Origin of the sequence: Limimaricola cinnabarinus LL-001 (genome assembly GCF_000466965.1) — a bacterium.
In the GTDB taxonomy this organism is placed as follows: Bacteria; Pseudomonadota; Alphaproteobacteria; order Rhodobacterales; family Rhodobacteraceae; genus Limimaricola; species Limimaricola cinnabarinus.
On sequence record NZ_BATB01000004.1, the window covers coordinates 63,273 to 89,367 of the forward strand.

Annotated in this window: 20 protein-coding genes and 1 pseudogene; 7 read left to right on the forward strand and 14 right to left on the reverse strand. The window is 67.2% G+C overall.

The window, feature by feature from the left end; genetic code table 11:
* Positions 1 to 6: 6 nt before the first annotated feature.
* Together MBELCI_RS02820 and putA are read right to left on the reverse strand one after the other, a co-directional pair.
* On the reverse strand, positions 7 to 3,474 hold the full coding sequence (locus MBELCI_RS02820) for an indolepyruvate ferredoxin oxidoreductase family protein (RefSeq protein WP_021692632.1): 3,468 nt from the start codon (positions 3,472 to 3,474) through the stop codon (positions 7 to 9).
* A 222-nt stretch (positions 3,475 to 3,696) separates the two neighbouring features.
* Positions 3,697 to 7,173, reverse strand: coding sequence for a bifunctional proline dehydrogenase/L-glutamate gamma-semialdehyde dehydrogenase PutA (gene putA, locus MBELCI_RS02825; protein ID WP_021692633.1), 3,477 nt, complete (start codon positions 7,171 to 7,173; stop codon positions 3,697 to 3,699).
* Positions 7,174 to 7,296: 123 nt separating this feature from the next.
* Between putA and MBELCI_RS02830 the strand changes: the two genes are divergently transcribed.
* The 5 genes from MBELCI_RS02830 (at position 7,297) to MBELCI_RS02850 (ending at position 12,129) form a co-directional block, all read left to right on the forward strand.
* Entirely contained in the window at positions 7,297 to 7,767 is a 471-nt protein-coding gene (locus MBELCI_RS02830) for an Lrp/AsnC family transcriptional regulator (protein WP_021692634.1), read from the forward strand.
* Between the two features lie 150 nt (positions 7,768 to 7,917).
* The gene (locus tag MBELCI_RS02835; RefSeq protein WP_021692635.1) at positions 7,918 to 8,526 is read left to right on the forward strand and encodes a CDP-alcohol phosphatidyltransferase family protein; all 609 of its coding nucleotides are present in this window, start codon (positions 7,918 to 7,920) and stop codon (positions 8,524 to 8,526) included.
* A 107-nt stretch (positions 8,527 to 8,633) separates the two neighbouring features.
* Complete coding sequence (locus MBELCI_RS02840) at positions 8,634 to 9,416, forward strand: NAD-dependent epimerase/dehydratase family protein (RefSeq protein WP_158497362.1); 783 nt, start codon at positions 8,634 to 8,636, stop codon at positions 9,414 to 9,416.
* Positions 9,413 to 10,096 (forward strand): sugar transferase, encoded by a 684-nt coding sequence (locus MBELCI_RS02845; RefSeq protein WP_021692637.1) that lies wholly within the window; start codon positions 9,413 to 9,415, stop codon positions 10,094 to 10,096. The genes MBELCI_RS02840 and MBELCI_RS02845 overlap by 4 nt, the downstream gene beginning before the upstream one ends.
* A gap of 128 nt (positions 10,097 to 10,224) precedes the next feature.
* A complete protein-coding gene (locus MBELCI_RS02850) occupies positions 10,225 to 12,129 on the forward strand; it encodes a polysaccharide biosynthesis protein (RefSeq protein ID WP_045319630.1) in 1,905 nt (634 codons plus the stop codon).
* A gap of 7 nt (positions 12,130 to 12,136) precedes the next feature.
* On the opposite strand, the gene MBELCI_RS22890 is transcribed toward MBELCI_RS02850, so the two are convergent.
* The 9 genes and pseudogenes from MBELCI_RS22890 to MBELCI_RS02895 all read right to left on the reverse strand — a co-directional run bounded on the left by MBELCI_RS22890 (position 12,137) and on the right by MBELCI_RS02895 (position 20,569).
* Positions 12,137 to 12,646 (reverse strand): NAD-dependent epimerase/dehydratase family protein, encoded by a 510-nt coding sequence (locus tag MBELCI_RS22890; RefSeq protein WP_439645915.1) that lies wholly within the window; start codon positions 12,644 to 12,646, stop codon positions 12,137 to 12,139.
* On the reverse strand, positions 12,646 to 13,161 hold the full coding sequence (locus MBELCI_RS22895; protein ID WP_439645916.1) for an SDR family NAD(P)-dependent oxidoreductase: 516 nt from the start codon (positions 13,159 to 13,161) through the stop codon (positions 12,646 to 12,648). Before MBELCI_RS22895 ends, MBELCI_RS22890 begins: the two co-directional genes overlap by 1 nt.
* A 100-nt stretch (positions 13,162 to 13,261) precedes the next feature.
* Positions 13,262 to 14,260: an ABC transporter substrate-binding protein gene (locus MBELCI_RS02860; protein WP_021692640.1), complete on the reverse strand. Its 999-nt coding sequence runs from the start codon at positions 14,258 to 14,260 to the stop codon at positions 13,262 to 13,264.
* Between the two features lie 51 nt (positions 14,261 to 14,311).
* Positions 14,312 to 15,157, reverse strand: a complete 846-nt coding sequence (locus MBELCI_RS02865; RefSeq protein ID WP_021692641.1) for an ABC transporter permease — start codon at positions 15,155 to 15,157, stop codon at positions 14,312 to 14,314.
* Positions 15,154 to 16,101: an ABC transporter permease gene (locus tag MBELCI_RS02870; RefSeq protein WP_021692642.1), complete on the reverse strand. Its 948-nt coding sequence runs from the start codon at positions 16,099 to 16,101 to the stop codon at positions 15,154 to 15,156. Before MBELCI_RS02870 ends, MBELCI_RS02865 begins: the two co-directional genes overlap by 4 nt.
* Positions 16,102 to 16,319: 218 nt before the next feature.
* A complete protein-coding gene (locus MBELCI_RS02875; RefSeq protein WP_110546299.1) occupies positions 16,320 to 17,114 on the reverse strand; it encodes an ABC transporter ATP-binding protein in 795 nt (264 codons plus the stop codon).
* A 25-nt stretch (positions 17,115 to 17,139) separates the two neighbouring features.
* Positions 17,140 to 18,597, reverse strand: a complete 1,458-nt coding sequence (hydA, locus tag MBELCI_RS02880) for a dihydropyrimidinase (protein WP_021692644.1) — start codon at positions 18,595 to 18,597, stop codon at positions 17,140 to 17,142.
* A 147-nt stretch (positions 18,598 to 18,744) separates the two neighbouring features.
* On the reverse strand, positions 18,745 to 19,227 hold the full coding sequence (locus MBELCI_RS20335; protein ID WP_110546301.1) for a hypothetical protein: 483 nt from the start codon (positions 19,225 to 19,227) through the stop codon (positions 18,745 to 18,747).
* A 92-nt stretch (positions 19,228 to 19,319) separates the two neighbouring features.
* Positions 19,320 to 20,569, reverse strand: a pseudogene (locus MBELCI_RS02895) (Zn-dependent hydrolase).
* Positions 20,570 to 20,757: 188 nt separating this feature from the next.
* Between MBELCI_RS02895 and MBELCI_RS02900 the strand changes: the two are divergent.
* Positions 20,758 to 21,381: a TetR family transcriptional regulator C-terminal domain-containing protein gene (locus MBELCI_RS02900; RefSeq protein ID WP_021692647.1), complete on the forward strand. Its 624-nt coding sequence runs from the start codon at positions 20,758 to 20,760 to the stop codon at positions 21,379 to 21,381.
* Positions 21,382 to 21,461: 80 nt separating this feature from the next.
* Here MBELCI_RS02900 and preA read toward each other — a convergent pair whose 3' ends face one another.
* From preA to MBELCI_RS02915, 3 genes are read right to left on the reverse strand one after another with little or no spacing between them, the layout of a single operon-like run.
* Positions 21,462 to 22,766, reverse strand: a complete 1,305-nt coding sequence (preA, locus tag MBELCI_RS02905) for an NAD-dependent dihydropyrimidine dehydrogenase subunit PreA (RefSeq protein ID WP_021692648.1) — start codon at positions 22,764 to 22,766, stop codon at positions 21,462 to 21,464.
* Between the two features lie 4 nt (positions 22,767 to 22,770).
* A complete protein-coding gene (locus MBELCI_RS02910; RefSeq protein WP_021692649.1) occupies positions 22,771 to 23,157 on the reverse strand; it encodes a VOC family protein in 387 nt (128 codons plus the stop codon).
* 4 nt (positions 23,158 to 23,161) lie between these two features.
* Entirely contained in the window at positions 23,162 to 24,490 is a 1,329-nt protein-coding gene (locus tag MBELCI_RS02915) for an NAD(P)-dependent oxidoreductase (RefSeq protein WP_045319616.1), read from the reverse strand.
* Between the two features lie 156 nt (positions 24,491 to 24,646).
* On the opposite strand from MBELCI_RS02915, the gene MBELCI_RS02920 reads away from it, so the two are divergent.
* Complete coding sequence (locus tag MBELCI_RS02920; RefSeq protein ID WP_045319617.1) at positions 24,647 to 26,026, forward strand: aminotransferase family protein; 1,380 nt, start codon at positions 24,647 to 24,649, stop codon at positions 26,024 to 26,026.
* Positions 26,027 to 26,095: the final 69 nt, after the last annotated feature.

The window sequence follows — 26,095 nt, forward strand, 5'->3', positions numbered from 1 at the left end:
CTCTCCCTATTCCGCCGCCACCTGGTGCGGCGTGTCGTTCTTGATCACGGCGCGGAGCGCGTCGCGGATCGGCGCCGCCTGCTCCATCGCCGCCAGCTTCACCGGCCCGAAGCCGCGGATCTGGTCGGGCAACTCCAGAAGCTTGAGGATCTCGGCATCGTGCCCTTGGCCCAACCGCTCCTGCGCAAGATCCATGTCCGCCTCATAGGCACCGATCAGCGCCCGCTCGCGCTTGCGTTCCTCGGTGCGGCCAAAGACGTCGAACGCGGTGCCGCGCAGCCGTTTGCCCCGCGCCAGCAGACCGAACGCCTTGAGGATCCATGGGCCGAACTCGCGCTTTTTCGGCCGGCCTTCGGCATCGGTGCCCGGTAGCCCCGGCGGCGCGAGGTTGAAGGCGATCCTGTAGTCGCCGTCGAACTGGTTCTTGAGGTTCTCCGAGAATTCGGGCCGCGTGAACAGCCGCGCGACCTCATATTCATCCTTGCAGGACAAAAGCTTGGCATAGTTTTGCGCAACGGCGCGGGTGATCTTGTCGGCTTGCGCATGGCCCTTCACCGCCGCACGGACCCGTGCCACCCGGTCGGTGTAGCGCCGCGCGAGCCTTGCATCCTGATAGGCGGTCAGGTGCCCGGTGCGGTGCGCCACAAGCTGGTCGAGTGTCATCTGCGCCTGCGGCAGATGCGGCGGCTCGTCGGTCTCGCCCATCTCGGCGATCACCCGCTTGGGCTCTGCCGCCATGACCCTACCCCAGTTGAAGGCGTCGAGGTTCGACTGCACCGCCACGCCGTTGAGGCGCACGGCCTGCGTGATGGCCTCGCGACCCACCGGGATGAAGCCCTGCTGCCAGGCATAGCCCAGCATCATGATGTTGACCGCGATCTCGTCGCCGCACAGCTCGCGCGCGACATGGGCGAAATCGTGAAAATGCTCCGAGGAGCGCACCGTATTTTCGACCGCGCGCATGACACCGGCCGAGCGAAAGTCGAAGTCGCGCTGCCGCACGAAATCCGAGGTGGGCGAAAGCTTGGTGCTCATCACCGCATGGGTGCGGCTCGTGTCGCACAGTGTGACCCCGTCCTTCGACGCCGCGACGACGCTGTCGGCAGCGAGCAGCAGGTCGGCGGTGCCGGTCGCGATGCGCGGCGCCGTCGCGGGCCGCTCATGCGTCGAGATGCGGATATGGCTCAGCACCGCGCCACCCTTCTGCGCGAGACCGGCCATGTCGAGGATCATCGGCGACAGACCCTCCATGTGCGCGGCCACGCCCAGGAGCGCGCCGATGGTCAGCACGCCGGTGCCACCCACCCCGGTGACGGCGATGTTCCACGGTCGGCTGATCTCGGGCAATTGCGGCTCGGACAGCATCGATACGTCGGGGCCCTCCGCCGCCGGGCGCTTGTGCAGCCCGGCCCCGCGCACGGTGACGAAGCTGGGACAGAAACCCTTGAGGCAGGAGAAATCCTTGTTGCAGGCCGACTGGTTGATCTGGCGCTTGCGGCCCAGCTCGGTTTCCAGCGGCTCGACCGCGATGCAGTTCGACTGAACCGAGCAATCGCCGCAGCCCTCGCAGACCGCCGGGTCGATATGCACCCGCATGTCGGGGTCGTCGGCGCGGCCCCGCTTGCGGCGGCGGCGCAGCTCGGCGGCGCAGGTCTGGACATAGACCATGACCGTGACGCCCTCGATCTCGCGCAGCTCCTTCATCACCGCGTCGATATCGTCGCGGTGTCGGATCTCGGTTCCGGGCGCGAGATCGACGCGGTCGTAGCTCTCGGGATGATCCGAGAGCAGGACGATCCGGGCCACGTTCTCATGCGCGACCTGATGGGTCACCTGCTCGGGCGAGAGCGGGCCATCAACCTTCTGGCCGCCGGTCATTGCGACCGCGTCGTTGTAGAGGATCTTGTAGGTGATGTTGGCGCGGGCCGCGACCGATTGGCGGATCGCCAGATGGCCGGAATGAAAGAAGGTGCCGTCGCCGAGATTCACGAAGCGGTGCTTCTCGTCGGTGAACCTGCCGATCGAGGTCCATGGCACGCCCTCGGCGCCCATATGGGTGAAGGTCTCGGTGTTCCGGTCCATCCACTGCACCATGTAGTGGCAACCGATCCCCGCCATCGCCTTGGAGCCTTCGGGCACCTTGGTCGAGGTGTTGTGGGGGCAGCCGGGGCAGTAGTGCGGCAGCCGGGTGATCGGCGCCTCGTGCGCCTGCCCCCGCGCGTGGCCCGCCTCGAGCCGACGCAGCTCCGCCTCGATCCGGTCGTGCAGCCCTTCGGGCAGGTCGATGTGCAGCAATCGGTCGGCGATGGCGCGACCGACCGAACCCACGGTGAGCCCTTGGCTCAGCGACAGGAAAGGCCGGTCCTTCTCGTCATGCTTGCCGATGATCCGCGGCCGCACGTCGGCGCGCCAGTTGAAAAGTTGCTGCTTGATCTGGTTCTCGATGATCTCGCGGCGCTCCTCGACGATCAGCACCTCCTCAAGACCTTCGGAAAAATGCCGGATGCCCTCGGGCTCCAGCGGCCAGGGCATGCGCACCTTGTAGAGCCTGAGGCCGATCGCCTGCCATTCATCAGGCCCCAGCCCCATCTCGGCCAGCGCTTGCCGGACGTCCTCATAGGCCTTGCCCGAGGCGACGATGCCGAAACGGGCATCGGGCGTATCGATGGTCACCTGATCGACACGGTTGGCGCGGGCGAAGGCCAGCGCCGCAAAGCCCTTGTATTCCTGCAGCCGCTCGTCCTGATCGAGTGGCGCGTCCGGCCAGCGCAGGTTCAACCCGCCCTCGGGCATCTCGAAATCGGTGGGCCGCAGGAACTGCCGCCGCTCTTGCCCGAGATCGACCACCGTGGAGGTCTCGACCGTCTCGGAGATCACCTTGTAGCCGACCCAGCAGCCCGAGTAGCGCGACATGGCGATGCCGAGGAGACCCAGCTCGAGGAACTCGTGCACGGAGCTGGGATACAACATCGGCATCAGGGCCGAGATGAAGGCGTGGTCCGACTGGTGCGGGATCGAGGACGACTTGCAGGTGTGGTCGTCTCCCGCAAAGGCCAGCACACCGCCATTGGCCGAGGTGCCCGCCGCGTTGGCGTGCTTGAGCACATCGCCAGAGCGATCAACGCCCGGTCCCTTGCCGTACCACAAGCCCAAGAGCCCATCCTTCCTCGCGCCCTCGGACAGGCCAAGCTGCTGGCTGCCCCAGACCGCGGTGGCGGCGAGATCCTCGTTGACGCCGGGCTGGAACACGATGTCGAGCGGGTCGAGATGCTTCCGCGCAGCCATCAGCTGCTGATCGTATCCGCCCAAGGGCGAGCCGCGATATCCCGAGATGAAGGTGCCGGTATTGAGCCCCGCCGCGCGGTCGCGACGCATCTGGGTCATCGGCAGGCGCACCAGCGCCTGTATTCCGGTCAGGAAGACATGACCTGTCTCCGCCGTGTACTTGTCGTCGAGCGACATTCGCATCGTCATGCGCCCCTCCCCTGGCTAATGACATGCAAAGTCTAAACGCGATGCGGTGAAACGCAGTCCCTGTTTTTTACAGCTTGGCGACACAACGCCGTGACACTGGCAACCGCGGAGGCCAAAAGCAGAAACGGCGTCACTCTCCCGAGCAACGCCGTTTCTCTTCCTTGCCGTCACCTGCGCGTCATGCGTCGCGTAGATATCGAGGCGTTCAGGCTCCCGTCGTTCTCAACCGACGCTGGCCAGCAGGCTGGCGTTGCCGCCCGCCGCGGTGGTATCGACGCAGACATGCCGCTCAAGCTGGAGCCGCAGCGCGAAATCCTCCTCGGAAAGGAGCGGGATGCGCTTGCCCTCGCGATTGGCCAGAGCCTGACGCAGGGGACGCAAGGCTTCGGCACCGCCGCGCAGGACGACGGCATCGAAGCCCGAAAGGTCCTCGAGGGCTGCGGGGTCGAGCGTGCCGTCGAGATTGTTCTCGCCCGACAGCCCCGGAGCGATGCCCACGGCGGCACAGCCCACGGCATGGGCGGCCTCGATCTGGGCTTTCGCCTCCTCGACCGAGGGGCCGAGGCACAGCACCGTGCCGCGCGGCACCACCGAAAGCCGGTTCGATTCGCCGGTCGGCCCCGGAAGGGTGACGGTATCGCGCCGGTCGAGATCGGGGGTGGCGGCATCCAGAAGCGTCTGTACCTTCCGGCTTGGAACTTCGCGCCCGTTCGCGGGCAGAGAGGCGATGCGCATCGGCTCGGTGAAGCGCGCGACGTAGCGCGGCCCGCCTGCCTTGGGGCCCGTGCCCGACAGCCCCTCGCCGCCAAAGGGCTGGGAGCCGACGATGGCACCGATCTGGTTGCGGTTGACGTAGAGGTTGCCGACCTCCACGCGCTGCGTCACCTGCTCGACCCGTTCGTCGATGCGGGTGTGCAGACCGAAGGTAAGGCCGTAACCGGTGGCGTTCACCGCGTCGATCACGGCGTCGATCTCGCCCGCCTTGAAGGTGGCGACGTGCAGCACGGGGCCGAAAATCTCGCGCTCCAGATCCTCGATGCCGCCCAGCTTGATCAGGGCCGGGCCGATGAAATGGCCCTTGGCAGGCGTGTCGAGCTGCCACATGAGGCGCCCCTCCCGCTTGGCCTTCTCAAGATGCTCGACGATGCCCTTCTCGGCGCGCGCGTCGATGACCGGCCCCACATCGGTGGCGTGGCTCCACGGATCACCGATGCCCATCTCCTCGGCCGCGCCCTTGAGCATTTCGAGGAAATGCTCGGCGATATCCTCCTGCAGGTACAGCATCCGGAGCGCCGAGCAGCGCTGACCGGCCGACTGGAAGGCGGAGTTGACGATATCGCGCACCGCCTGCTCGGGCAGCGCGGTGCTGTCGACGATCATCGCGTTGAGACCGCCGGTCTCTGCGATGAGCGGCGCGGTCGGGTCCATGTTGGCGGCCATGGCGCGGTCGATGCCGATCGCCGTCTCGGTGGAACCGGTGAAGCACACGCCCGCGATGCGCGGGTCGGAGGTGATCGCGGCGCCTACCACCTTGCCCGCGCCGGGCAGGAGCTGCAGCGCGTCGCGCGGCACACCGGCCTCGTGCAGCAGCCGCACGCCCAGCGCCGCGGTGAGCGGCGTGGATTCCGCCGGTTTGGCCAGCACGGCGTTTCCGGCAGCGAGCGCCGCGGCCACCTGGCCGGTGAAGATTGCCAGCGGGAAGTTCCACGGGCTGATGCAGGCGAAGGTGCCGCGCGCCGGGTCCTTCAACTCCTCGCCGCGCGCCGCGTAGTAGCGCAGGAAATCGACCGCCTCGCGCAGTTCGGCCACGGCGTCCTTGGGCGTCTTGCCCGCTTCGCGCGCGGTGAGCGCGAAGAACTCGTGCGCGTTCTCTTCGAACAGGTCGGCTGCCCGACGCAGCGCGGTGCCGCGGGTCGAAGCTGGGGCTTGCCAGCGGCGCGCGTGGGCGATGGCATTCTCGACATCGGCTTCGGACGACATCATCACCTCGCCCACCACGTCCGACGGATCGGCGGGGTTGGTGACGGGCAGCACCTCGGCCCCTTCGGCGGCCTCCTCGGTGGCGAGGATCGGCTCGGAGCGCCATTTGGCATCGCGGAAGGCCGCGCGCCCGGCGTCGAATTCGGCCAGCGCGTCGACCGCGGTGAGATCCCAGCCACGCGAATTCTCGCGCTCGGGCTGGAACAGCGCACGCGGATCGCGCAGCACCTTGGGGCGCGGGCCGCCCAGCTTTTCGAACGGATCGGCGGCGACCACCTCGGCTGGCACCTTCTCGTCGACGATCTGGTTCACGAAGCTGGAGTTCGCGCCGTTCTCCAGCAGGCGACGCACCAGATAGGCGAGCAGGTCGCGATGCGCGCCGACGGGGGCATAGATGCGCAGTCGCGTCGCGTCCGACTCGATCTGCTTGTCATGAAGTGCCTCGCCCATTCCATGCAGGCGCTGGAACTCGAAATCGCGGCGTTCGCCCGCCATCTCCATGACGGCGGCGACGGAATGGGCGTTGTGGGTCGCGAACTGCGGATAGATCCGGTCGGTCATGTCCAAGAGCCGCTTGGCGCAGGAGAGCCACGCCACGTCGGTCGCGGCCTTCTCCGTGAAGACCGGGAAATCCTCGAGCCCCTCGACCTGCGCGCGCTTGATCTCAGTGTCCCAATAGGCGCCCTTGACGAGGCGGACCATGATCTTGCGATCGAGCTTTTCCGACAGGGCGTAGAGCCAGTCGATCACCGGGCCGACGCGGCGGCCGAAGGCCTGTACCACGACGCCGAAGCCGTCCCAGCCGGCGAGCTCGGGGGCCGACAGCACCGCCTCGATGATGTCGAGCGACAGGTCCAGCCGGTCGGCCTCCTCGGCATCGACGTTGAGACCCATGTTGCCCGCCTTGGCGGCGCGGGCCAGCTTGGTCAGGCGCGGCACCAGCTCGGCCATGACCCGCTCGCGCTGGGCCTCCTCGTAGCGCGGATGCAGCGCAGAAAGCTTGACCGAGATGCCCGGATTGTCGCGGATGTCGGGCGCGGTGGCCTCCTCGGAGATCCGCGCGATCGCGTTCTCGTAGCTCTTCATGAAGCCTGCGGCGTCCTTCGCGGTCAGCGCGGCCTCGCCCAGCATGTCGTAGGAATAGGTCACGCCGCTCTTCACCGGGCCTTGGCTGCGCTTGATCGCCTCGTCAATGTCGCGGCCCAGCACGAAGGTCCTGCCCATCTCGCGCATGGCGGCATAGGTCGCGGCACGGATCACCGGCTCGCCCAGACGCTTGATCGCGCGGCGCAGCACAAGGCCCAGCCCCTCACCCTTCTCGTCGAGCACCTTGCCGGTCAGCATCAGCGCCCAGGTCGAGGCGTTGACCAGCGGCGAGGCCGCCTTTCCAAGATGCGCGCTCCAGTCCGAGGGCGTGATCTTGTCGTCGATCAGCGCGTCGATGGTCTTGGCGTCGGGCACCCGCAAGAGCGCCTCGGCAAGGCACATCAGCGCGATGCCTTCGCGGGTCGAAAGGCCGTATTCGGCAAGGAACGCTTCCATGATGCCGGGGCGCGTGTCGTTGCGGATCGCGCGCACCAGCGCGGCACCGCGGCGGGTGGCGGCGGCGCGCAGATCCTCGGAGATCGGGTTGGCGGCCATCAGATCGGCAAGAACCGCGGTCTCGTCGCGACGATGATCGGCACGGATGCGGTGGCGCAGATCGACAAGCTCGCTCATTGGCGGACCCCCTTGAGTAAAATTCCGGATCATTCTACTCCTGATGAGCTAAGGCGCGTTTCCCGAAGATCGAAGGAAAACGCGCTTTTTGCGTTGAATACTTCGCCAATCGCGGGACGAAAGATGAGCAATTCCGACACTGGCAGCCATCTGGACCGCACGGACTACCGCATTCTCGCCGAATTGGCAGCAAACGCTCGGCTTCCGGTCACCGAGCTTGCGATCCGGGTGGGGCTGTCGAAGAGCCCCTGCCAGGTGCGGCTGAAGCGGCTGCAGGAAAAGGGTGTGATTCGCGGGTTTCGAACGGTGATCGACCCGGCCAAGCTCGGGCTCGACCACGTTGCCTTCGTGGAGGTGCGGCTGGCCGACACGACCGAGAAATCGCTCAGCGCCTTCAACGCGGCCGTGCAGCTGATCACCGAGGTCGAGCAGTGCCACTTGATCGCGGGCAGCTTCGATTACCTGCTCAAGGTGCGCACCCGCGACATCCGCAGCTACCGCGAGGTGCTCGGCACCAAGATCTCGGCTCTGCCGGGGGTCGCAGGCACCTCCACCTATGTCTCGATGCAGCCGATCATCGACGACACGATGTGATCCTTTCCGACCGCCGCGACGCCATGTAGTGCGCTTCCTATTCGCGTCGCGGCGTGACGCGCCCTCACCATCCTGTCATCGCCGGGCACCGCGCTGGACGCCCCGGCGGCGCGGCGCGATGATGAAACGCCCCTTCAGAAAGCCGCCCAGATGCTCGACGCCGCCGCCCGCCGCCTGATCGATCCGCCGCTCAACGCCATCGGCCGGGCCTTGGCGCGCGCGGGCGTCACAGCCGACGCGGTGACGCTGGCGGGACTGACGCTGGGTTTGGTGGCGGCAGCGATGATCGCACTGGATGCGCCGTTGTGGGCCCTGGGGCCGCTTCTGACGTCGCGGCTGGCCGACGGTCTCGACGGGGCGGTGGCGCGGGCGACCCGGCGCACCGATTGGGGCGGCTATCTCGACATCGCCGCCGATTTCGCCTTCTACGGTGCGATCCCGCTATCCTTCGTGCTGGCCGATCCCGGCGGCAACGGTGCCGCGGGCGGATTTCTGCTTGCTGCCTTCTACTTCAACGGCACGACCTTTCTGGGCTACGCGGTCCTTGCCGAAAAGCGGGGTCTGCGGACCTCGGCGCAGGGGGTGAAATCGCTCTATTTCTCGAACGGGCTGCTCGAAGGCACCGAAACGATCGGCTTCTTCGTGGCGCTGTGCCTGCTGCCGGGCTGGTTCGCGCCGCTGGCCTGGATCTTCGGATCGCTGTGCTATCTGAGCGGCACCTTGCGACTGATCGGGGCCCGCAAGGCATTCCCGAGCTAGCGGCATCTGGTTTTGCCGGCCTCGATCGGCTAGCCGAAACCATGGACACGGCTCCGCACCATACAGGCTCCCTGATTCTCGGAAGCACCGGCCGGCTTGGCCGGGCCTTGCGATGTCTTGCCGATGGCGGACACTGGCCCGAAGGCCGTGCCGCGCTGTGGCACGGCAGGCGGGGTGACTTTGCCTGGGACATGCGCGAGACGCCGCCACCGCTGCCGCGCCCGGTGCGCGGGGTCATCGTGCTCGCCGGGGTCACCGGCGGGACGTCCGAGGAACTGGCCGGGAATGCGGATCTCGCCCGTGCCGCGCTGCGGCTGGCCGCGCGGGACAGGCTCGGACCGGTGCTGCTGATGTCTTCGGCCGCGGTTTATGGCCGGGCGACGGATGCCTGCCGCGAAGAGAGCGCGAGCCCTGCGGCTGCCTATGGCGCGGCCAAGCTGGAGATGGAGCACGTGATCGCGCGCGAAATCGCAGCTATCGGCCCCGACGCCCCAGCCGCTTGCTGCCTGCGGCTTGCCAACGTGGCGGGCTGCGATCAGCTGTTCGGGTCGATGGGCACGGGTCCGGTGACCCTCGACCGCTTTGCCGACGGCGCGGCACCGCGCCGCGCCTATGTCGGCCCGCTGACGCTGGCCCGGCTGCTGTCGGTTCTGATCGAGGCCCCCGCCTTGCCCGCGATCCTGAACCTCGCCCAGCCGGGCGATGTCGGCATGGAGGAAATCCTCTCCTCCGCAGGGGCACGCTGGCAGTGGCGCCCCGCCCCCGAAAACGCGCTGCCCCGGACCCGGCTCGACACCGCGCGTCTCGCTGCGATCACGGGGCCCGTGGCCCCGGCCCGGGCCCCGGCGCTGGTGGCCGAGGCCCGGCTCGCTGGATGGAACCTCGCATGACAGCGGGCAAGCGGGCCTTCGATCTGGTGGTCTCGATCCTGTTGCTGGCGCTGCTCTGGCCGCTACTGGCGGCGCTGATGCTGGTGCTGCTGGCAGTCGAGGGCCGGCCGGTCTTCTACATTGCCGAACGGATGCGCACGCCCCATGAGGCGTTCGGTTTGATCAAGCTGCGCACGATGCGCCCCGCCGCCTATGGCACCCGCGCCACCGGCGTGACCGGCGGCGACAAGTCGGCGCGCATGTCACGACTGCACCGGCTGCTTCGCCGCAGCCGTGCGGACGAGTTGCCGCAGCTTTGGAACGTGATCCGGGGCGACATCAGCCTCGTGGGGCCGCGCCCGCCGCTACGCATCTATGTCGACGCCTTTCCCGCGCTCTATGAGAGGGTGCTACGCTCGCGGCCGGGGATCACCGGATTGGCAAGCCTGCGCTACCACGCTACCGAAGAGCGCCTGCTCGCGGCCTGCCGGTCGCCAGAGGAGACCGACGCGGTCTATCGGCGCCGATGCGTGCCGCGCAAGGCCGCACTCGACATGCTGTACCAGCGCCATGCAAGTGTCGGCCTCGACCTGTGGATCCTGGCGCAGACCATGCGCGCGGTGCTGCGCCGGCGCGACGGACGCATGTTGCGCGAGGCCCCGGCCCACAGCACTCGGCGGGTTCCCGCCAACCGCGATTGATCTATGACGTGGCGTCGGATTAACATATGGGCAGAGTTGTCATGATGCGGCCGGACACAGCGAAAGCGGCCGCGGGGGATCACGGCGCTTGGGACGGCTTTTTCAGAAAAATGGGCAAAGCGATGGAAATGCTTGGCGTCATCACGCGCCTGTCGCGCGCCACGAAGCAATGGTTGATCCTGACCAACGACGTCTTGCTCGTGCCGGTTGCGATGCTTCTGGCAATGACGCTGCAGCTCAACGCACTTCCCGACAGCGCCCACATGATGCGTGGCTGGCTGCTGGTCCCGGTCCTGATGGCGCTTTGCGCGCTGATCGAGATTGGCATGAACATCCACCGCGTGCAGCTCAAGGCCTATGAAAGCCGGGCCATCGCGCTATCGGCGATCCATGCGGCGCTTCTGGGTCTCTCCGCCGGCCTGATCGAGCGGGCGGGCGGCGGCGTCACGCCGGGCGCCACCTTCGTCACGTTTTCCATGGTCTATCTGCTCTTGGTGGTCAGCAGCCGGGCGGTGATGCTCAAGCTGGTGCTCAACGCCTATCGCCAGCGGCCCAAGCTCAGGGTGCTGGTCTACGGCGCCGGGCGCACCGGCCAGCAGCTCGTGGCAGCGCTCAGGACCGACGAAACGGTGCGCCCCGTGGCCTATATCGACGACAACAAGATGCTGCAGGGCGCAATCGTGCAGGGTCTGCACGTGCACGCCCCCGCCGCGATCGCACGCCTCGTGCGCACCAAGCGCGTGGACCGGGTGCTTCTGGCCATGCCCTCGGTGCCGCGGGCGCGGCTCGCGCAGCTCTCGCATCAGCTCGAGGGAAAGGGCCTCAACGTGCAGACCCTGCCCTCCTTCGCCCAGCTCGCCGGCAATGGCGTGCCCTTGGTCGAACAGCTGCGCCCCGTGGTGCCCGGCCAGTTTCTTGGTCGCGCGCCGCTCGACGCGGAACTGCCCGGCGGGTCGGAGACCTATCGTGGCGGTTCGGTGCTGATCACCGGTGCCGGGGGATCGATCGGCTCCGAGTTGTGCCGCCAAATCCTGGCCTGCCGACCACGGCGGCTGGTGTTGTTCGAGCTGTCGGAACTGGCGCTCTACAAGCTCGATCAGGAGCTGTCGGCCTTGGCCATGGACCTTCGGGTCGAGATCGTCCCCGTGCTCGGCTCGGTCTGCGACGCGCCGTTGGTGCGGCGTGTTCTGGCGGATCACGGCGTCGACATCGTTCTGCATGCCGCCGCCTACAAGCACGTGCCGCTGGTCGAGCAGAACCCGGTCGCGGGTTTCGCCAACAACGTGCTGGGCACCCACACGCTCGCGCTTGCTGCCGGCGAGGCGGGCGTGACGCGGTTCATCCTCATTTCGACCGACAAGGCGGTGCGCCCCAAGAACATGATGGGCGCCTCCAAGCGCATGGCCGAGCTGGTCGTGCAGGACCTCGCCAACCGCTCCGAGGGTACGATCTACTCGATGGTCCGCTTCGGCAACGTGTTGGGCTCCTCGGGATCGGTGATCCCGCTGTTTCACGACCAGATCTGCAAGGGCGGGCCGGTCACGCTCACCCACCGCGAGGTGACGCGCTACTTCATGACGATCCCCGAGGCCGCGCGCCTCGTGCTCGTCGCGGGCACCTTCGCCACCGGTGGCGACGTCTTCGTGCTCGACATGGGGGCCCCGGTGCAGATCTACGATCTCGCGCGCCAGATGATCGAGGCGGCCGGCTACACCGTCCGCGACGAGACGCATCCCGACGGCGATATCGAGATCCGCCTCACCGGCCTGCGCACGGGCGAGAAGCTGCATGAGGAGCTTCTCATCGGCAAGAACCAGATCGGCACGCCGCACCCCAAGATCATGCTCGCGCGTGAGGCGCATCTGAGCGAGATCGAGGTGGCCGCCGGGATGAAGGCGCTGCGCGCCGCCGTGGCCGAGAGCAATGACGACGCGCTACGCGCCGTGGTGGCGCGCTGGGTCGAGGGAGGCACGGTACTGGTCAACCGCCCCGTGCCCCGGCTCGACGGCCGCGATCAGATTCCCGCCACCTGATCCTCGTTCACGTCGGTGGCTGTGGCATAGCCCTGCGGGTTGGCGGACTGCCAGTTCCACAGGTCGCGCGCCATCTCTTCGATCCCGAGCTCGGCCCGCCATCCCAGATGATGCGCGGCGCGAGCGCAGTCGGATTGCATCTCGGCGATATCGCCGCCCGGCGCGGCAGCACCTCAAAGGGCAGCTCGCGTCCCACCGCCCTGGAGAAGGCCTCGCGCATCTCCCGCACGGAATAGCCCTGCCCCGTCCCGATGTTGTAGGTTTCGGTACCTGCGGCCCGGCAGGCGCGTTCGAGCGCCGCGACATGGGCGCGGGCGAGATCGACCACGTGGATGTAATCGCGCACACCGGTCCCATCCGGGGTCGGATAGTCGTCGCCGAAGATCCGCAACTTGGCCTGTCGTCCGGTTGCCACCTGGGCGAGGAACGGCATCAAATTGTTGGGAATGCCTGCCGGATCCTCGCCGATCCGCCCCGAAGCGTGCGCGCCCACCGGGTTGAAATAGCGCAGCAGCATCACCGAGCTTCGGTGCGCGCCACGGCCCAGTCCGTCAAAATCTGCTCGGCCATGCGCTTGGTATGCCCATAGACGCTGGTGGGGGCCAGCGGGTGCTCCTCCGTGTAGGGCAGGAATACCGGCTCGCCGTAAACCGTGGCCGAGGACGAGAAAATGATGCGCCCGCAGCCCGCGCGGTCCATCGCCCGCAGGAGAGACAGCGTGCCGGTAACGTTGACGTCGTAATACTCGACCGGCTTCTCGACGCTCTCGCCCACCGCCTTGAGCCCGGCGAAATGGATCACCGCCTGGGGGCGGAAGATATCGAAGATGCGGTCGAGCGCCTCGGTGTCGCGGATGTCGGCCTCATGCGCCTCGAGCCCGCCTTCGGGCACCAATTCGCCCACCCGGCGCAGCGCCTCGGGCGCGCCGTTGGAATAATTGTCGACGCAGGCCACCTCGTGGCCCTGCCTCAGAAGCTCCACCAGCGTATGGCTGCCGATGTAGCCTGCTCCACCTGTCACGAGAACGCGCATAACCAACTCTCCGATCCTGTTGCCCAAGGTCTAGCGAAGAGTTCCGAGACTGACCAGAACCGGGGAAACGGCGGGGCCCCTGAGGGCCCCGCCCGTCATGTTACTTCAGCGCTTCGTCGGTGATCCGGGAGGTCCATGCACCATCCGGTACCTGCGAGATCACCGGATCCGAGCCCCCGGCAAGCAGCGTGTCGACCGTGCGCTGATAGGCGGCCTCGTCGAGGCTGCCGTCCGACCCCTCGGTCAGCTTGGCTATCTCGCCCATCATCCGCACCTGATGCGCCTCTGTCTGCGCGCCGGTTTCATCATTGTCGAGCACGATCATCGCGGCCTCTTCGGGGTTCGTCTCCGCCCATTTCCACCCCTTCATCGAGGCGCGCACGAAGCGGGTCATCTTGTCGACGAACTCTGGGTCTTCGAGGTTCTCCTCAAGCACCCACATCCCGTCCTCGAGCGTGGCCACGCCCATGTCCTCGTATTTGAAGGTAACGAGCTCGTCCTCGGAGATGCCCGCGTCGAGCACCTGGCCGTATTCGTTGTAGGTCATGGTCGAGATGCAGTCGGCCTGCCGCTGGATCAGCGGGTCGACGTTGAAGCCCTGCTTGAGAACCGTCACGCCCTCCTCGCCGCCCTCGGTCGGGATGCCCTCCTGGCTCATCCAGCTCAGGAACGGATATTCGTTGCCGAAGAACCAGACGCCGATGGTCTTGCCCTTGAAGTCCTGCGGTCCGGTGATGCCCGTGTCCTTCCAGCAGGTGAGCATCAGCCCCGAGCTGGCGAAGGGCTGGGCGATGTTCACCACCGGCAGCCCCTTTTCGCGCGCGGCCAGCGCCGAAGGCATCCAGTTGAGCATCACGTCGGCCCCACCGCCGGCAAGCACCTGCGGAGGCGCGATGTCGGGGCCTCCGGGCAGGATCTCGACGTCGAGGCCTTCCTCCTCGTAGAACCCCTCCTCGAGCGCCACGTAGTAGCCCGCGAACTGCGCCTGCGTGACCCATTGCAGCTGCAGCCGGACCTCGTCGAGGTCCTGCGCCATGGCGGGCATCGTTCCCGCCATCAGCGCGCCTGCCGCTGCCGCGGCCATCATCATCCGTTTCATCCTAGTCGACCTCCGATTGCTGTTGATGGCCCGGTTCGCGGGCTCTGTAGGTTATCCGCGTTGCGAAGGATGCCAGAAGGTCACCCCCCGTTCGATAAGCGCCACCAGCCCGTAAAAGCCGGTGCCCGCCAGCGCCGCGACGAGGATCGCGGCCCAGACCATGTCGAGCGCGAGCTGCCCCACCGAGGTGGTGATCCGAAACCCGAGGCCCAGCGTCGGCGAGCCGAAGAACTCGGCCACGATGGCCCCGATCAGCGCCAGCGTGGTGCAGATCTTGAGCCCGTTGAAGATGAAGGGCATCGCCGCCGGAAGACGCAGCTTCACCAGCCCCGACCAGTAGCCCGCGCCCCAGCTTTTCATCAGGTCGCGCTGCATGGCAGAGGTCTCGGCGAGGCCCGCCACTGTGTTCACCAGCATCGGAAAGAACACCATGACCACCACCACGGCGGCCTTGGACTGCCAGTCGAAGCCGAACCACATCACCAGGATCGGCGCGGTGCCGACGATCGGCAGCGCGGCCATGAAGCTCGCCAGTGGCAGCAACCCGCGCTGCAGGAACACGAAACGGTCGACGGCGATCGCGGTGAGGAAGGCCGCCCCGCAGCCGATCGCATAGCCCGAGAGCGCGCCGCGCAGGATCGTCTGCACGAAATCACCCCAGAGCAGCGGCAGGCTTTCGGCGAAGCGCGCGCCGATCTGGCTCGGCGGCGGCAGGATGACCAGCGGCACCTGCAGCGCGCGCACCGCGATCTCCCACAGGATCAGGATGGTGATCCCGAACAGCAGGGGCACCGCCATGCGGGCCCAGATCCGGTTCGACAGCGGTCCCGTGGCAAGCCAGACATTGAGCGCCCAGAGCCCGAGCCACAGGGCCAGCGCGAGGATCGCCGCGCTCATGCCGCCCCTCCCATGCGCCGCAACGCCAGCCGTTGTGCACCGCCGATTGCCGCGACGAGCCCGGCCGCCAGCGCCGCCGCCAGCAACAGCGCGGCCCAGATCTGCGCGGTCTGGCCATAATAGCTCCCCGCCAGCATCCGCGCGCCAAGCCCCCCGCCCTGCACCGGAAGCTCACCGACGATGGCACCAACGAGGGCGGCGGCCACCGCGATCTTCAGCGATGCGAAGAGATAGGGCATCGAGGCGGGCAGCCTCAGCCGCGTCAACACCTGCCAGCCGGAGGCGTCCCATGTGCGCATCAGGTCGGTCTGCATCGCGTCAGGCGCGCGCAGCCCCTTCACCATGCCGACCACCACCGGGAAGAAGGACAGATAGGCAGAGATGATGGCCTTGGGCAGCAGCCCCTGCAGCCCGACCGAATAGAGCACCACGACAATCATCGGCGCCAGCGCCACGATCGGCACGGTCTGGCTGACGATGGCCCAAGGCATCACCGAACGTTCCATGGTGCGCGAATGGACGATGCCGACGGCCAGCAGGACCCCTGCCACGGTGCCGATGACAAAGCCCAGCGCGGTGGCCGACAAGGTGATCCAAACGTGCAGCAGGAGGCCGCGATTCGACAGGCTTCCGGATTTCAGCAGCCCGCGCTGCCCCTCGATCTCCTCCATCACCACGCTCTGCCACAGCTCGCCCACGATCTGATGCGGCGCCGGCAGCCGGGGCCGGTCCTGCGCCCAAGCGGCCGGGATCTGCGCCAGGTTGGCCGCGACCAGCCCCAGAGCGTTCGCGTCGCGCCGCTCGATCGCGGTGGCGGGTTCGACCACCACGCCGTTGCGCTCCGCGGCGCTGAGCGCCTCGCGGATGTTCATCGGTACGGCGGCGGCGTACCACAACGCAAAGAGCGCCGCGACGAGCAGGAGGAGCGGTCCGTATCGGCTCATGCGCGCACCCGTGTGACTTCATTCCTCAAATACTCGAACCGCACCCTTTCACACCGGACCGCCGCCGGGACATCGGGACCGGTTCGACACGAGTGTTGTAAGAGTAAAGTAATCATCAGCTGCTTTCCTGAGCGCACGGTACAGGCTGGAGGGCCGATGACCGTGTGTGAAGTCACCCCGCCAAGGGTCCCTCGGCCCGTGTGGCCGGGGGGCTTTTCCTAGTGCTCGGCATGACCGGCCCTAAGCCCCTCGCGCACCCGATGCGCGATCTCGATGAATTCGGGGCTGTCGCGAATCTCGAGCGGACGCTCGCGCGGCAGCGGGCTGTCGATCACATCGGTGATCCGGCCGGGACGCGGGCTCATCACCACGATCTTCGTGGAGAGATATACCGCCTCGGGGATTGAGTGGGTCACGAAGAGCGTGGTCTTGCCGGTCGCGGCCCAGAGCCTGAGAAGTTCCTCGTTGAGCCGGTCGCGCACGATCTCGTCGAGCGCGCCGAAGGGTTCGTCCATGAGCAGGATCTCGGCATCGAAGGCCAGCGCGCGGGCGATGCTCGCGCGCTGCTGCATGCCGCCCGACAGCTGCCAGGGATACTTCTTTTCGAAGCCGCTCAGTTCCACCAACTGCATCACCTCGCGCACCCGCCGCGTCCGCTCGGCGCGATCGAAACCCATGATCTCGAGCGGTAGCGCGATGTTGCCGCCGATCGTGCGCCATGGATAGAGCCCCGCTGCTTGGAATACATAGCCATATGCGCGCGCACGCCGGGCCTCGTCCGGGGTCATGCCGTTGACCGACACCGTTCCCGCCGTCGGCGTCTCCAGCGCGGCGACCACCCGCAGGAAGGTGGTTTTGCCGCAGCCCGAAGGCCCGATGAAGGAGACGAATTCGCCCTTGCCGATGTCGAGATCCACGCTCCTGAGCGCATGCACCGACCCGTCATTGGTGTCGAAGGTGAGGTCGACGCCGCGCGCCGAGATGACGGTCTGGGGGATCGGCGCGTTCATCATCGGCACGCCCCCCGCCCCGCCATTCTCACACCCCGCTCGCCGGGATGCCCGAACGTTCGACCGGGCGCGGCGCGGTCAGCGCCTTCCACGAGGACAGCGCGCGGTTCACCGGGCCCTGTGATTCACGCGCGACGAATGCGCCGTGGCCCTCATGCGCATCCAGCGCGCCGTCGCGCAGCGAGACATGACCGCGGCTCAATACATAGCGCGGCAGGCCCTTGACCCGCTGGCCCTCGAAGACGTTGTAGTCGATCGCCGAGGCCTGCATCGAAGCTGTGATGGCCTTTTCCTTCTGCGGATCCCACACGACAATGTCGGCATCGGCTCCGACGAGGATCGCGCCCTTCTTCGGGTAGCAGCCGAGGATCTTGGCGCTGTTGGTCGAGGTGACGGCCACGAACTCGTTCATGGTGATCCGGCCGGTGTTCACGCCATGCGTCCACAGAAGCGGCATCCGGTCCTCGAGCCCGCCGGTGCCGTTGGGGATCTTGGTGAAGTCACCCACGCCGTTGCGCTTCTGCTCGGTGGTGAAGGCGCAGTGATCGGTGGCCACGACCGAGAGCGTGCCCGAGGCGAGACCGGCCCAGAGGCTGTCTTGATGCTTCTTGTCGCGGAAGGGCGGGCTCATCACCCGGCGCGCGGCGTGGTCCCAATCGGGGTGGGCGTATTCGCCCTCGTCGAGAATCAGGTGCTGAATCAGCGGTTCGCCCCAGACCCGCTTGCCGTTCATCTTGGCCCGCCGGATCGCCTCGTGCGCTTCCTCGCAGGAGACGTGCACGACATAGAGCGGGACGCCTGCCATATCGGCGATCATGATCGCCCGATTGGTCGCCTCGCCCTCGACGGATGAGGGTCGCGAATAGGCATGCGCCTCGGGGCCGGTGTTGCCCTCGGCCAGAAGCTTGGCCTGCAACTCGGCCACCACGTCGCCGTTCTCGGCATGCACCATCGGGATCGCCCCCAGCTCTGCGCAGCGGCGGAAGCTCGCGAAGAGCTCGTCATCATTGACCATCAAGGCACCCTTGTAGGCCATGAAATGCTTGAAGGTGGTGATGCCGTGGTCGCGCACCACAGCCTCCATCTCGTCGAAGACCTGCCGATCCCACCAGGTGATCGCCATGTGGTAGGAGTAGTCGCAGGCCGCCTGCCCCGACTTGTTGTGCCAGACCTTCAGCGCGTCGAGCAGGCTCTGACCGGGGCTCGGCAGGGCGAAATCGACCACCATCGTCGTGCCACCCGCCAGTGCCGCGCGGGTGCCCGAGCCGAAATCATCCGTGGAATGGGTGCCCATGAAGGGCATCTCCAGATGCGTGTGCGGGTCGATGCCGCCGGGCATCACGTAGCAGCCCGTCGCATCGAGCGTCTCGTCTCCCGCGAGCCCCTTGCCGATCGCGGCGATGCGACCGCCCTCGATCAGCAGGTCCGCCTCGTAGGTCAGATCCGCCGTGACGATCGTGCCGTTCCTGATGACCGTGGAGCCCATGCCGTTTCCCTCTCTGCCATGGCCCGGCCCCTCGCATGGGGGCCGTGGCGCGTCCCGGGGCGCGATGACGCGCCCCGGCTCGAAGGAGGTGGCGGGCCGAAGGGGGCGGCGGCGCGAAACCGGCCGACATCGCCCCCGTTGCCCGGATCAGCTCGACGGGCGCGGTCCCACCGTGCCGTCGTCGTTTTCGCACAGCGGCGTGCCGCTGGAATCGCGCACCGGGTAGCCGCTCAGCGGCTCGGTGCGTTCGATCGAGAACAGGTAGCAGCCGTCGCCGTTCTGGAACACGGCCGAGGGAGGGGTTCCGGGCAACAGGGCCCCCAGCACCACCGGCGGTGCCGAGACGTTTTCCTGCGGCGATGAGGCGACCACGGCGCCGGCTGCCGGTCGCGGTGCGACAGCGGCCTCGGTGACGGACGGCGCGGAGTTGGAAATCGGAGCGGTCGCAACCGGGGCCGGCGTCGAAAGGCGCGCAGAAGGCTGCGCCGCCGGCGTGGGGGCCGGGGCAGGCACGGGTGCAGGCGCAGGCGCGGGGAAGACCGGCGCGGGTTGCTCGACGGCCATGGTACCGACCTCCTCGCACGCGGTAAGCAGCGGCAGCAGCGCCAGCGCGGGCAACAGTCTGGACATTCTCGGCATCGGTCTCTCCTGGAAAATTCGGCTTCCCGATCCAGAGAGGCTGGATGGGGGGCAGGTCAAGCCCCCTATGCGCCGGGATGACTTCACGATACCACTTCCGCCGCCTCGATCACCGCGTGCAAAAGCACATCGGTGCCCTTGGTGGCCCAGTCCTGCGTGATGTCCTCGGCCTCATTGTGGCTCAGCCCGTCCTTGCAGGGACACATCACCATCGCCGTGGGCGCGACGCCTGCGACCCAGCAGGCGTCGTGCCCCGCGCCAGAGACGATGTCGCGATGCGCATGGCCCAGCCGCTCGGCGGCGGCGCGCACCATGGCGACGCACTCCGGATCGAAGGTGACGGGATCGAAATGGCCCACCGGCTCGATCTCGATCCCAAGACCCAGTTCCCGAGCGATCCGCTCGGCCTCGGCCTCGACCGCCGCGCGCATCGCGTCGAGCTTGGCCTGTTCAGGCGAGCGGATGTCGACGGTGAACACCGCGCGGCCGGGGATCACGTTGCGCGAGTTGGGCCAGACATTGGCCTGTCCCACGGCCCCCACCGCGTCGGGCTGGTGCTCCATGGCGATGCGGTGCACGGCCTCGGTGATCCGCGCCATGCCGAGCCCGGCATTGACGCGCATGTGCATCGGCGTGGAGCCTGTATGGCTCTCCTTGCCGGTGAGTCGGATCTCCAGCCACCACAGCCCCTGCCCATGAGTGACGACGCCGATCTCCTTGCTCTCGGCTTCGAGGATCGGCCCCTGCTCGATATGCAGCTCGAACAGCGCATGCATCCGCCGTGCGCCGACCTCCTCATTGCCCTTCCAGCCGATCCGCTCAAGCTCGTCGCCAAAACGCTTTCCCTCCGCGTCCTCGCGCGCATAGGCCCAGTCGAGATCGTGTTGCCCGGCATGGACGCCAGAGGCCAGCATCGCGGGAGCGAAACGCGTGCCCTCCTCGTTGGTCCAGTTCACCACGACGATCGGACGGCGGGTTTCGATGGCCATGTCGTCGAGCGTACGGATGATCTCCAGACCACCGAGCACGCCGAGCACACCGTCATACTTGCCGCCCGTCGGCTGGGTGTCGAGATGCGAGCCCACATAGACCGGCAGCGCATCAGGGTCCCGCCCCTCGCGCCGCGCGAACATCGACCCCATGGCATCGACGCCCATCGACATTCCCGAAGCCGCGCACCACTCTGCGAACAACTTGCGCCCTTCGGCATCAGCATCGGTGAGGCTTGGCGGTTGTTGCCGCCCGCCACGCCGGGGCCGATGCGGGCCATCTCCATCAGGCTGCTCCAGAGCCGCGCGCCGTCGATCCTGAGGTTCTCACCGGGTGCGGACATGTGGGTCTCCTTGACGCGCTGCGGGTCTCGGGGGGGGCCTGCGACTTCGATTTGACCACCCGGTAAAATTCACGCTATCAAAGTCCCGAAACCAGTCAAGGATCGCGTGCCCTTCGCCTCGCATCGATTACGAAACGCTGCGAAACGGGGCGGCGCCGGGTCGGGTTGCCCGTTCCACAGGACCATACATGACCGACAACCCCCCGCGCACGCGCATACAGGCCCGCAACAGGGCCACCATTCTCGAAGCGGCCTTGGAGGTCTTCGCCTCGCGCGGGTTTCGCGGCGCGACGCTCGACCGGATCGCGCAGACGGCCGGCCTGTCCAAACCCAACCTGCTCTACTATTTCCGCTCCAAGGAGGCGCTGCACCTCGCGATCCTCGAGGATTTGATGGATTTGTGGCTGGCACCCCTGCGCGAAATGGACCCGGAGGGCGAGCCGCGCGAGGAGATCCTGCGGTACATGCGGCGCAAGCTCGACATGAGCCGCCATCACCCACGCGAAAGCCGGCTCTTCGCCAACGAGATCCTGCAAGGCGCGCCGCGCGCGCGTCCCGTGATCGAGGGTGAGCTGAAATCATTGGTCGACGAGAAGGCCGCGGTGATCGCAGCGTGGTCGGAAACAGGCCGGATCGGGCCGGTCGATCCCCATCACCTGATTTTCTCGGTCTGGGCGCTGACGCAGCATTATGCCGATTTCGACGTGCAGGTGCGCACCATCATGGGCGGCACCGATCCCTATCCCGCCGCCGAAGCCTGGCTCGAGCGGGTCATGGGCGCGGTGCTGGAACTGCCGCGCGCGGCGCCCTGATCCGTTGCCCCATTCTCGCAGGCGCCTTGCCCGCGCCCCGGCGGGGTGCCCCATGCCGCGCATGATGGACAGCGACGGCCCTACTCGGCCGCCTGTGCCATCGGGTTGTTGGGGTGGGTGGTCCAATCGGCGTGATCGGGCGAGACGACCCGGCCGGTGCGCGGATCGACGCTGCCCGCCGACATCGGCACCATGTCGATGCAGTTCTCCACCGGACAGACATCGACGCACAGGTTGCAGGCCACGCATTCCGCGTCGATCACCTCGAACATTCGGTCCGGCGTCATAGCGATCGCCTGATGGCTGGTGTCCTCGCAGGCGGCATAGCAGCGGCCGCACTTGATGCAGAGATCCTGATCGATCTTCGCCTTGGCGACGTAGTTGAGGTTGAGGTTCTTCCAATCGGTGACGTTGAGCACGGCCTTTCCGACGAAATCGGCGGTCGAGCGGTAGCCCTTCTCGTCCATCCAGTCCGACAGCCCCGCGCACATCTCCTCGACGATGCGAAAGCCATAGGTCATGGCGGCGGTGCAGACCTGCACGTTGCCCGCGCCCAGCACCATGAACTCGGCCGCGTCGCGCCATGTGGTGACACCGCCAATGCCCGAGATCGGCATCCCGCGCGTCGCCTCGTGCCGCGCGATCTCGGAGACCATCGACAGCGCGATCGGCTTGACCGCCGGGCCGCAATAGCCGCCATGGCTGCCCTTGCCGTCGATCGAGGGCTCGGGGCTGAAACTGTCGAGATTGACGCTGGTGATCGAGTTGATCGTGTTGATCAGGCTCACCGCGTCGGCCCCACCGCGCCGCGCCGCCTCGGCGGGCTTGCGCACATCGGTGATGTTCGGCGTCAGCTTCACGATGACGGGCCGGTCGTAATACTGCTTGCACCAGCGCGCGACCATCTCGATGTATTCGGGGACCTGCCCGACCGCCGCGCCCATGCCGCGTTCGCTCATGCCATGCGGACAGCCGAAGTTGAGCTCGATGCCGTCCGCGTTCGTTTCCTCGACCCGTGGCAGAATCGCCTTCCACGCCGCCTCTTCGCAGGGCACCATGATCGAGGCGATCAGGGCCCGGTCGGGATAGTCGGCCTTGACCCGCGCCATCTCCTCGAGATTGGTCTCGAGGTCGCGGTCGGTGATCAGCTCGATGTTGTTGAGGCCCAGAAGCCGCCGATCGGCGCCGTAGATGGCGCCGTAGCGCGGGCCGTTGACGTTGACCACCGGCGGCCCCTCGGCCCCGAGGGTCTTCCAGACCACCCCGCCCCAACCGGCCTCGAAGGCACGGCGGACGTTGTATTCCTTGTCCGTAGGCGGCGCCGAGGCGAGCCAGAACGGGTTGGGGCTCTCGATGCCCAGGAACCGGGTGGTCAGGTCGGCCATCTCATCATCCTTCCGGTGGTGTGGCGTGTATCACGACGGTGTTGCCCTCGCTGTCGAGGAACATCGCGAAGCGCTCGGTATCGCTCCAGGGAAGCTCGGTGGGGTTCATCAGAAAGCGCACCCCCTCGCCCTTCAAACGCTCGGTCTCGGCATCGACATCGGCGCATTCCAGATAGAGCGCCGGCACCTCCTCGGAGTAGCGGACCTCCTGGCGGCGCGCGAACTGGATCTTGGTCTGGGTGTCGGGCAGCTTCATCATGATCATGCGCCAGTCGTCGTCGAGATCGGCGTCGAGCGCGACCTCCATGCCGATCCTGTCGCGGTAGAAGGCCAGCGCGCGGTCCTGATCGTCGACCGGAAGCGGCAGAATGAAAATGCCCGTGAATGCCATTTTATTAATCCGTCAGTGTGCCGTGAATGTCTTCGGCGGCATCCCGACCCTGCGCCACAGCCGTAACGGTCAGGTCGTCGCCCCCCACCCCACAGTCTCCACCGGCCCAGACCTTGTCCATATCGGTGCGTCCACTACCCTGCGTCACAACTTTTCCACGTACGGTTTTCAACCCGCTCGCGTCGCCGAGGCGTTGACCAACGGCACGGAACATCTGATCCGCCGGCAGGGTGAAACGGTCGCCGGTGGGCGCCAGCCCCTCGGATCCCTCGCCCATCCGCTCGAACACCACGCCGCTCAGACGTCCCTCACCCTCGACCGCCACGGGCGCGGCTTCGAAGATCAGCCGGACGCCGCGCTGCGCGGCGAGATCCTGCTCGAACCGGCTCGCGCCCATGCGCTCCCGCGCGCGGCGATAGACCAGCGTCACGGTCTCGGCCCCCAGCCCCTTGGCCTGCACCGCGCAGTCGATCGCCGTCATGCCGCCACCGATCACCACCACGTCGCGGCCGATCGGCAGCGTCGAGAGATCCTCGCACTGGCGCAGCGCCGAGATGAAGGTGACGGCGTCGTGCATCCCCTCGACCTTAGGGCCATCGAGGCCCAGCGCGTTGACGCCCGACAGGCCGATACCAAGGAACACCGCGTCATATTCGTCCCGAAGCGTCTCCAGCGTGATCTCGCCTCCGAGCCATTGGCCGTGGCGCAGTTCGATGCCGCCGATCTCCATGATCCATGCCGCCTCGCGCGCCGCGAACTCATCGACCGACTTGTAGGCGGCGATGCCGTATTCGTTGAGCCCGCCGGGTTTCGGCGCACCCTCGAAGATCACCACGTCATGCCCGTGCCGCGCCAGCCGGTGCGCGCAGGACAGCCCCGCGGGGCCCGCCCCCACCACCGCCACGCGCTTGCCGGTGCGGGCTGCGCGGGTGAAGGGATGGCCCTGCCGCGCCATCAGGCTGTCCGTGGCGTGGCGTTGCAACAGCCCGATCTGCACCGGCTTGCCCTCGGCGGCCTCGCGGACGCAGGCGCCCTCGCAGAGCACCTCGGTCGGGCAGACCCGGGCGCACATGCCACCCAGAATGTTCGCCTCGAAAATCTCGCGCGCCGCAGTTTCCGGGCGCCCGGCCTGAATCTCGCGGATGAAGAGCGGGATGTCGATCTCGGTGGGACAGGCGGTGACGCAAGGCGCATCATGGCAGAAATAGCAGCGATCCGCGGCCACCCGCGCCTCGTGCGCGCTCAGCGGCGAGTGCAGGTCCGCGAAGTTCCGTGCCAGCGTATCGGCAGGCAAGCGACCGGCGACCGGTCCGGTCTGTGGCTGGGCAGGCATGTGGCGTCCCCCGTGGCGGCATTCCGTTTCCCCGAGCCTGACACGGTTTCATTTTTTATCAAACGGTAAATTTTGTGCGATCCGCGAATCCGGTTTTCCTTGACCGCCGGCAGGCGCCGCGCAGAGTGGGGGCGACATCCCCCAGCGAGGCCCGCCATGGAAGACCTGATGCACAACGACCCCGCCCGCGTCATCGAGGCCGACCGGGCCCATGTCTGGCACCACATGATCCAGCACCGTGCGCTGGAGACCACCGATCCGCGCATCATCGTCGAGGGGCGCGGCATGCGGGTGTGGGACATCACCGGCAAGGAGCATCTCGACGCTGTTTCGGGCGGCGTGTGGACTGTCAATGTCGGCTACGGGCGGACGCGCATCGCCGACGCGGTGCGCGAGCAGTTGGTGAAGATGTGCTACTTCGCGGGCGCGCAGGGCTCGGTGCCCGGCGCACGTTTCGCCGAGGCGCTGATCGGAAAGATGCCGGGGCTTTCCCGCGTCTACTTCGCCAATTCCGGCTCGGAGGCCAACGAGAAAGCCTTCAAGATGGTGCGCCAGATCAGCCACAAGCACCACGGCGGTCGCAAGTCGAAGATCCTCTACCGCGAGCGCGATTACCACGGCACCACCATCGCCTGCCTCTCGGCAGGCGGACAATTGGAACGTAACGCGCAATACGGCCCGTTTGTTCCTGAATTCGTGATGGTGCCGCATTGCCTCGAATACCGCGCGCAGGACGGGCTCGCGGGCGAGGAATACGGGGTCCGGGCCGCCGAGGCGATCGAGGAGGTGATCCTGCGCGAGGGTCCCGATACGGTGGGCGCGCTGTGCCTCGAGCCGATCACGGCGGGCGGTGGCATCATCGTGCCGCCCAAGGGCTATTGGGAGAAGGTGCAGGAGATCTGCCGCAAATACGACATCCTGCTGCATATCGACGAGGTGGTCTGCGGCATGGGGCGCACCGGCACGTGGTTCGGCTACCAGCAGTTCGGGGTGCAGCCCGACATCGTCACCATGGCCAAGGGCGTGGCCTCTGGTTATGCCGCGATCTCGTGCTGCGTCACCACCGAGGCCGTGTTCGAGAGGTTCAAGGACGCCTCGGATCCGATGGCGCATTTCCGCGACATCTCGACCTTCGGCGGCTGCACCTCCGGCCCCGTCGCGGCGCTGGAGAACCTCGCGATCCTCGAGGAGGAGAACCTGCTCGAAAACTCGACCCGCATGGGGGCCTACCTGCATGACGGGCTGTCGGCGTTGATGGATAAGCACGCGCTGATCGGCGACGTGCGCGGCATGGGGCTTTTCGCCGGGGCCGAGCTGGTGGTGGATCGAGACACGCGCGAGCCCGCGTCCGAAAAGCTGGTGCAGGCGGTCGTGGCCGACTGCCTCAAGCAAGGCGTGATCATCGGTGCCACCAACCGTTCGGTCCCGGGCTTCAACAACGTGCTCCTGTTCGCGCCCGCGCTGATCGCCGGGAAGGCCGCGATCGACGAGATCCTCGGCGCGGTGGATGGCGCACTGGGCCGGGCCGCAGGCTAGGTCGCCCTTGACCGATAGGGGGTGGCGGCGGTTTCCTGAACCCCCGCCACCTTGATCGGCGGGCCAACC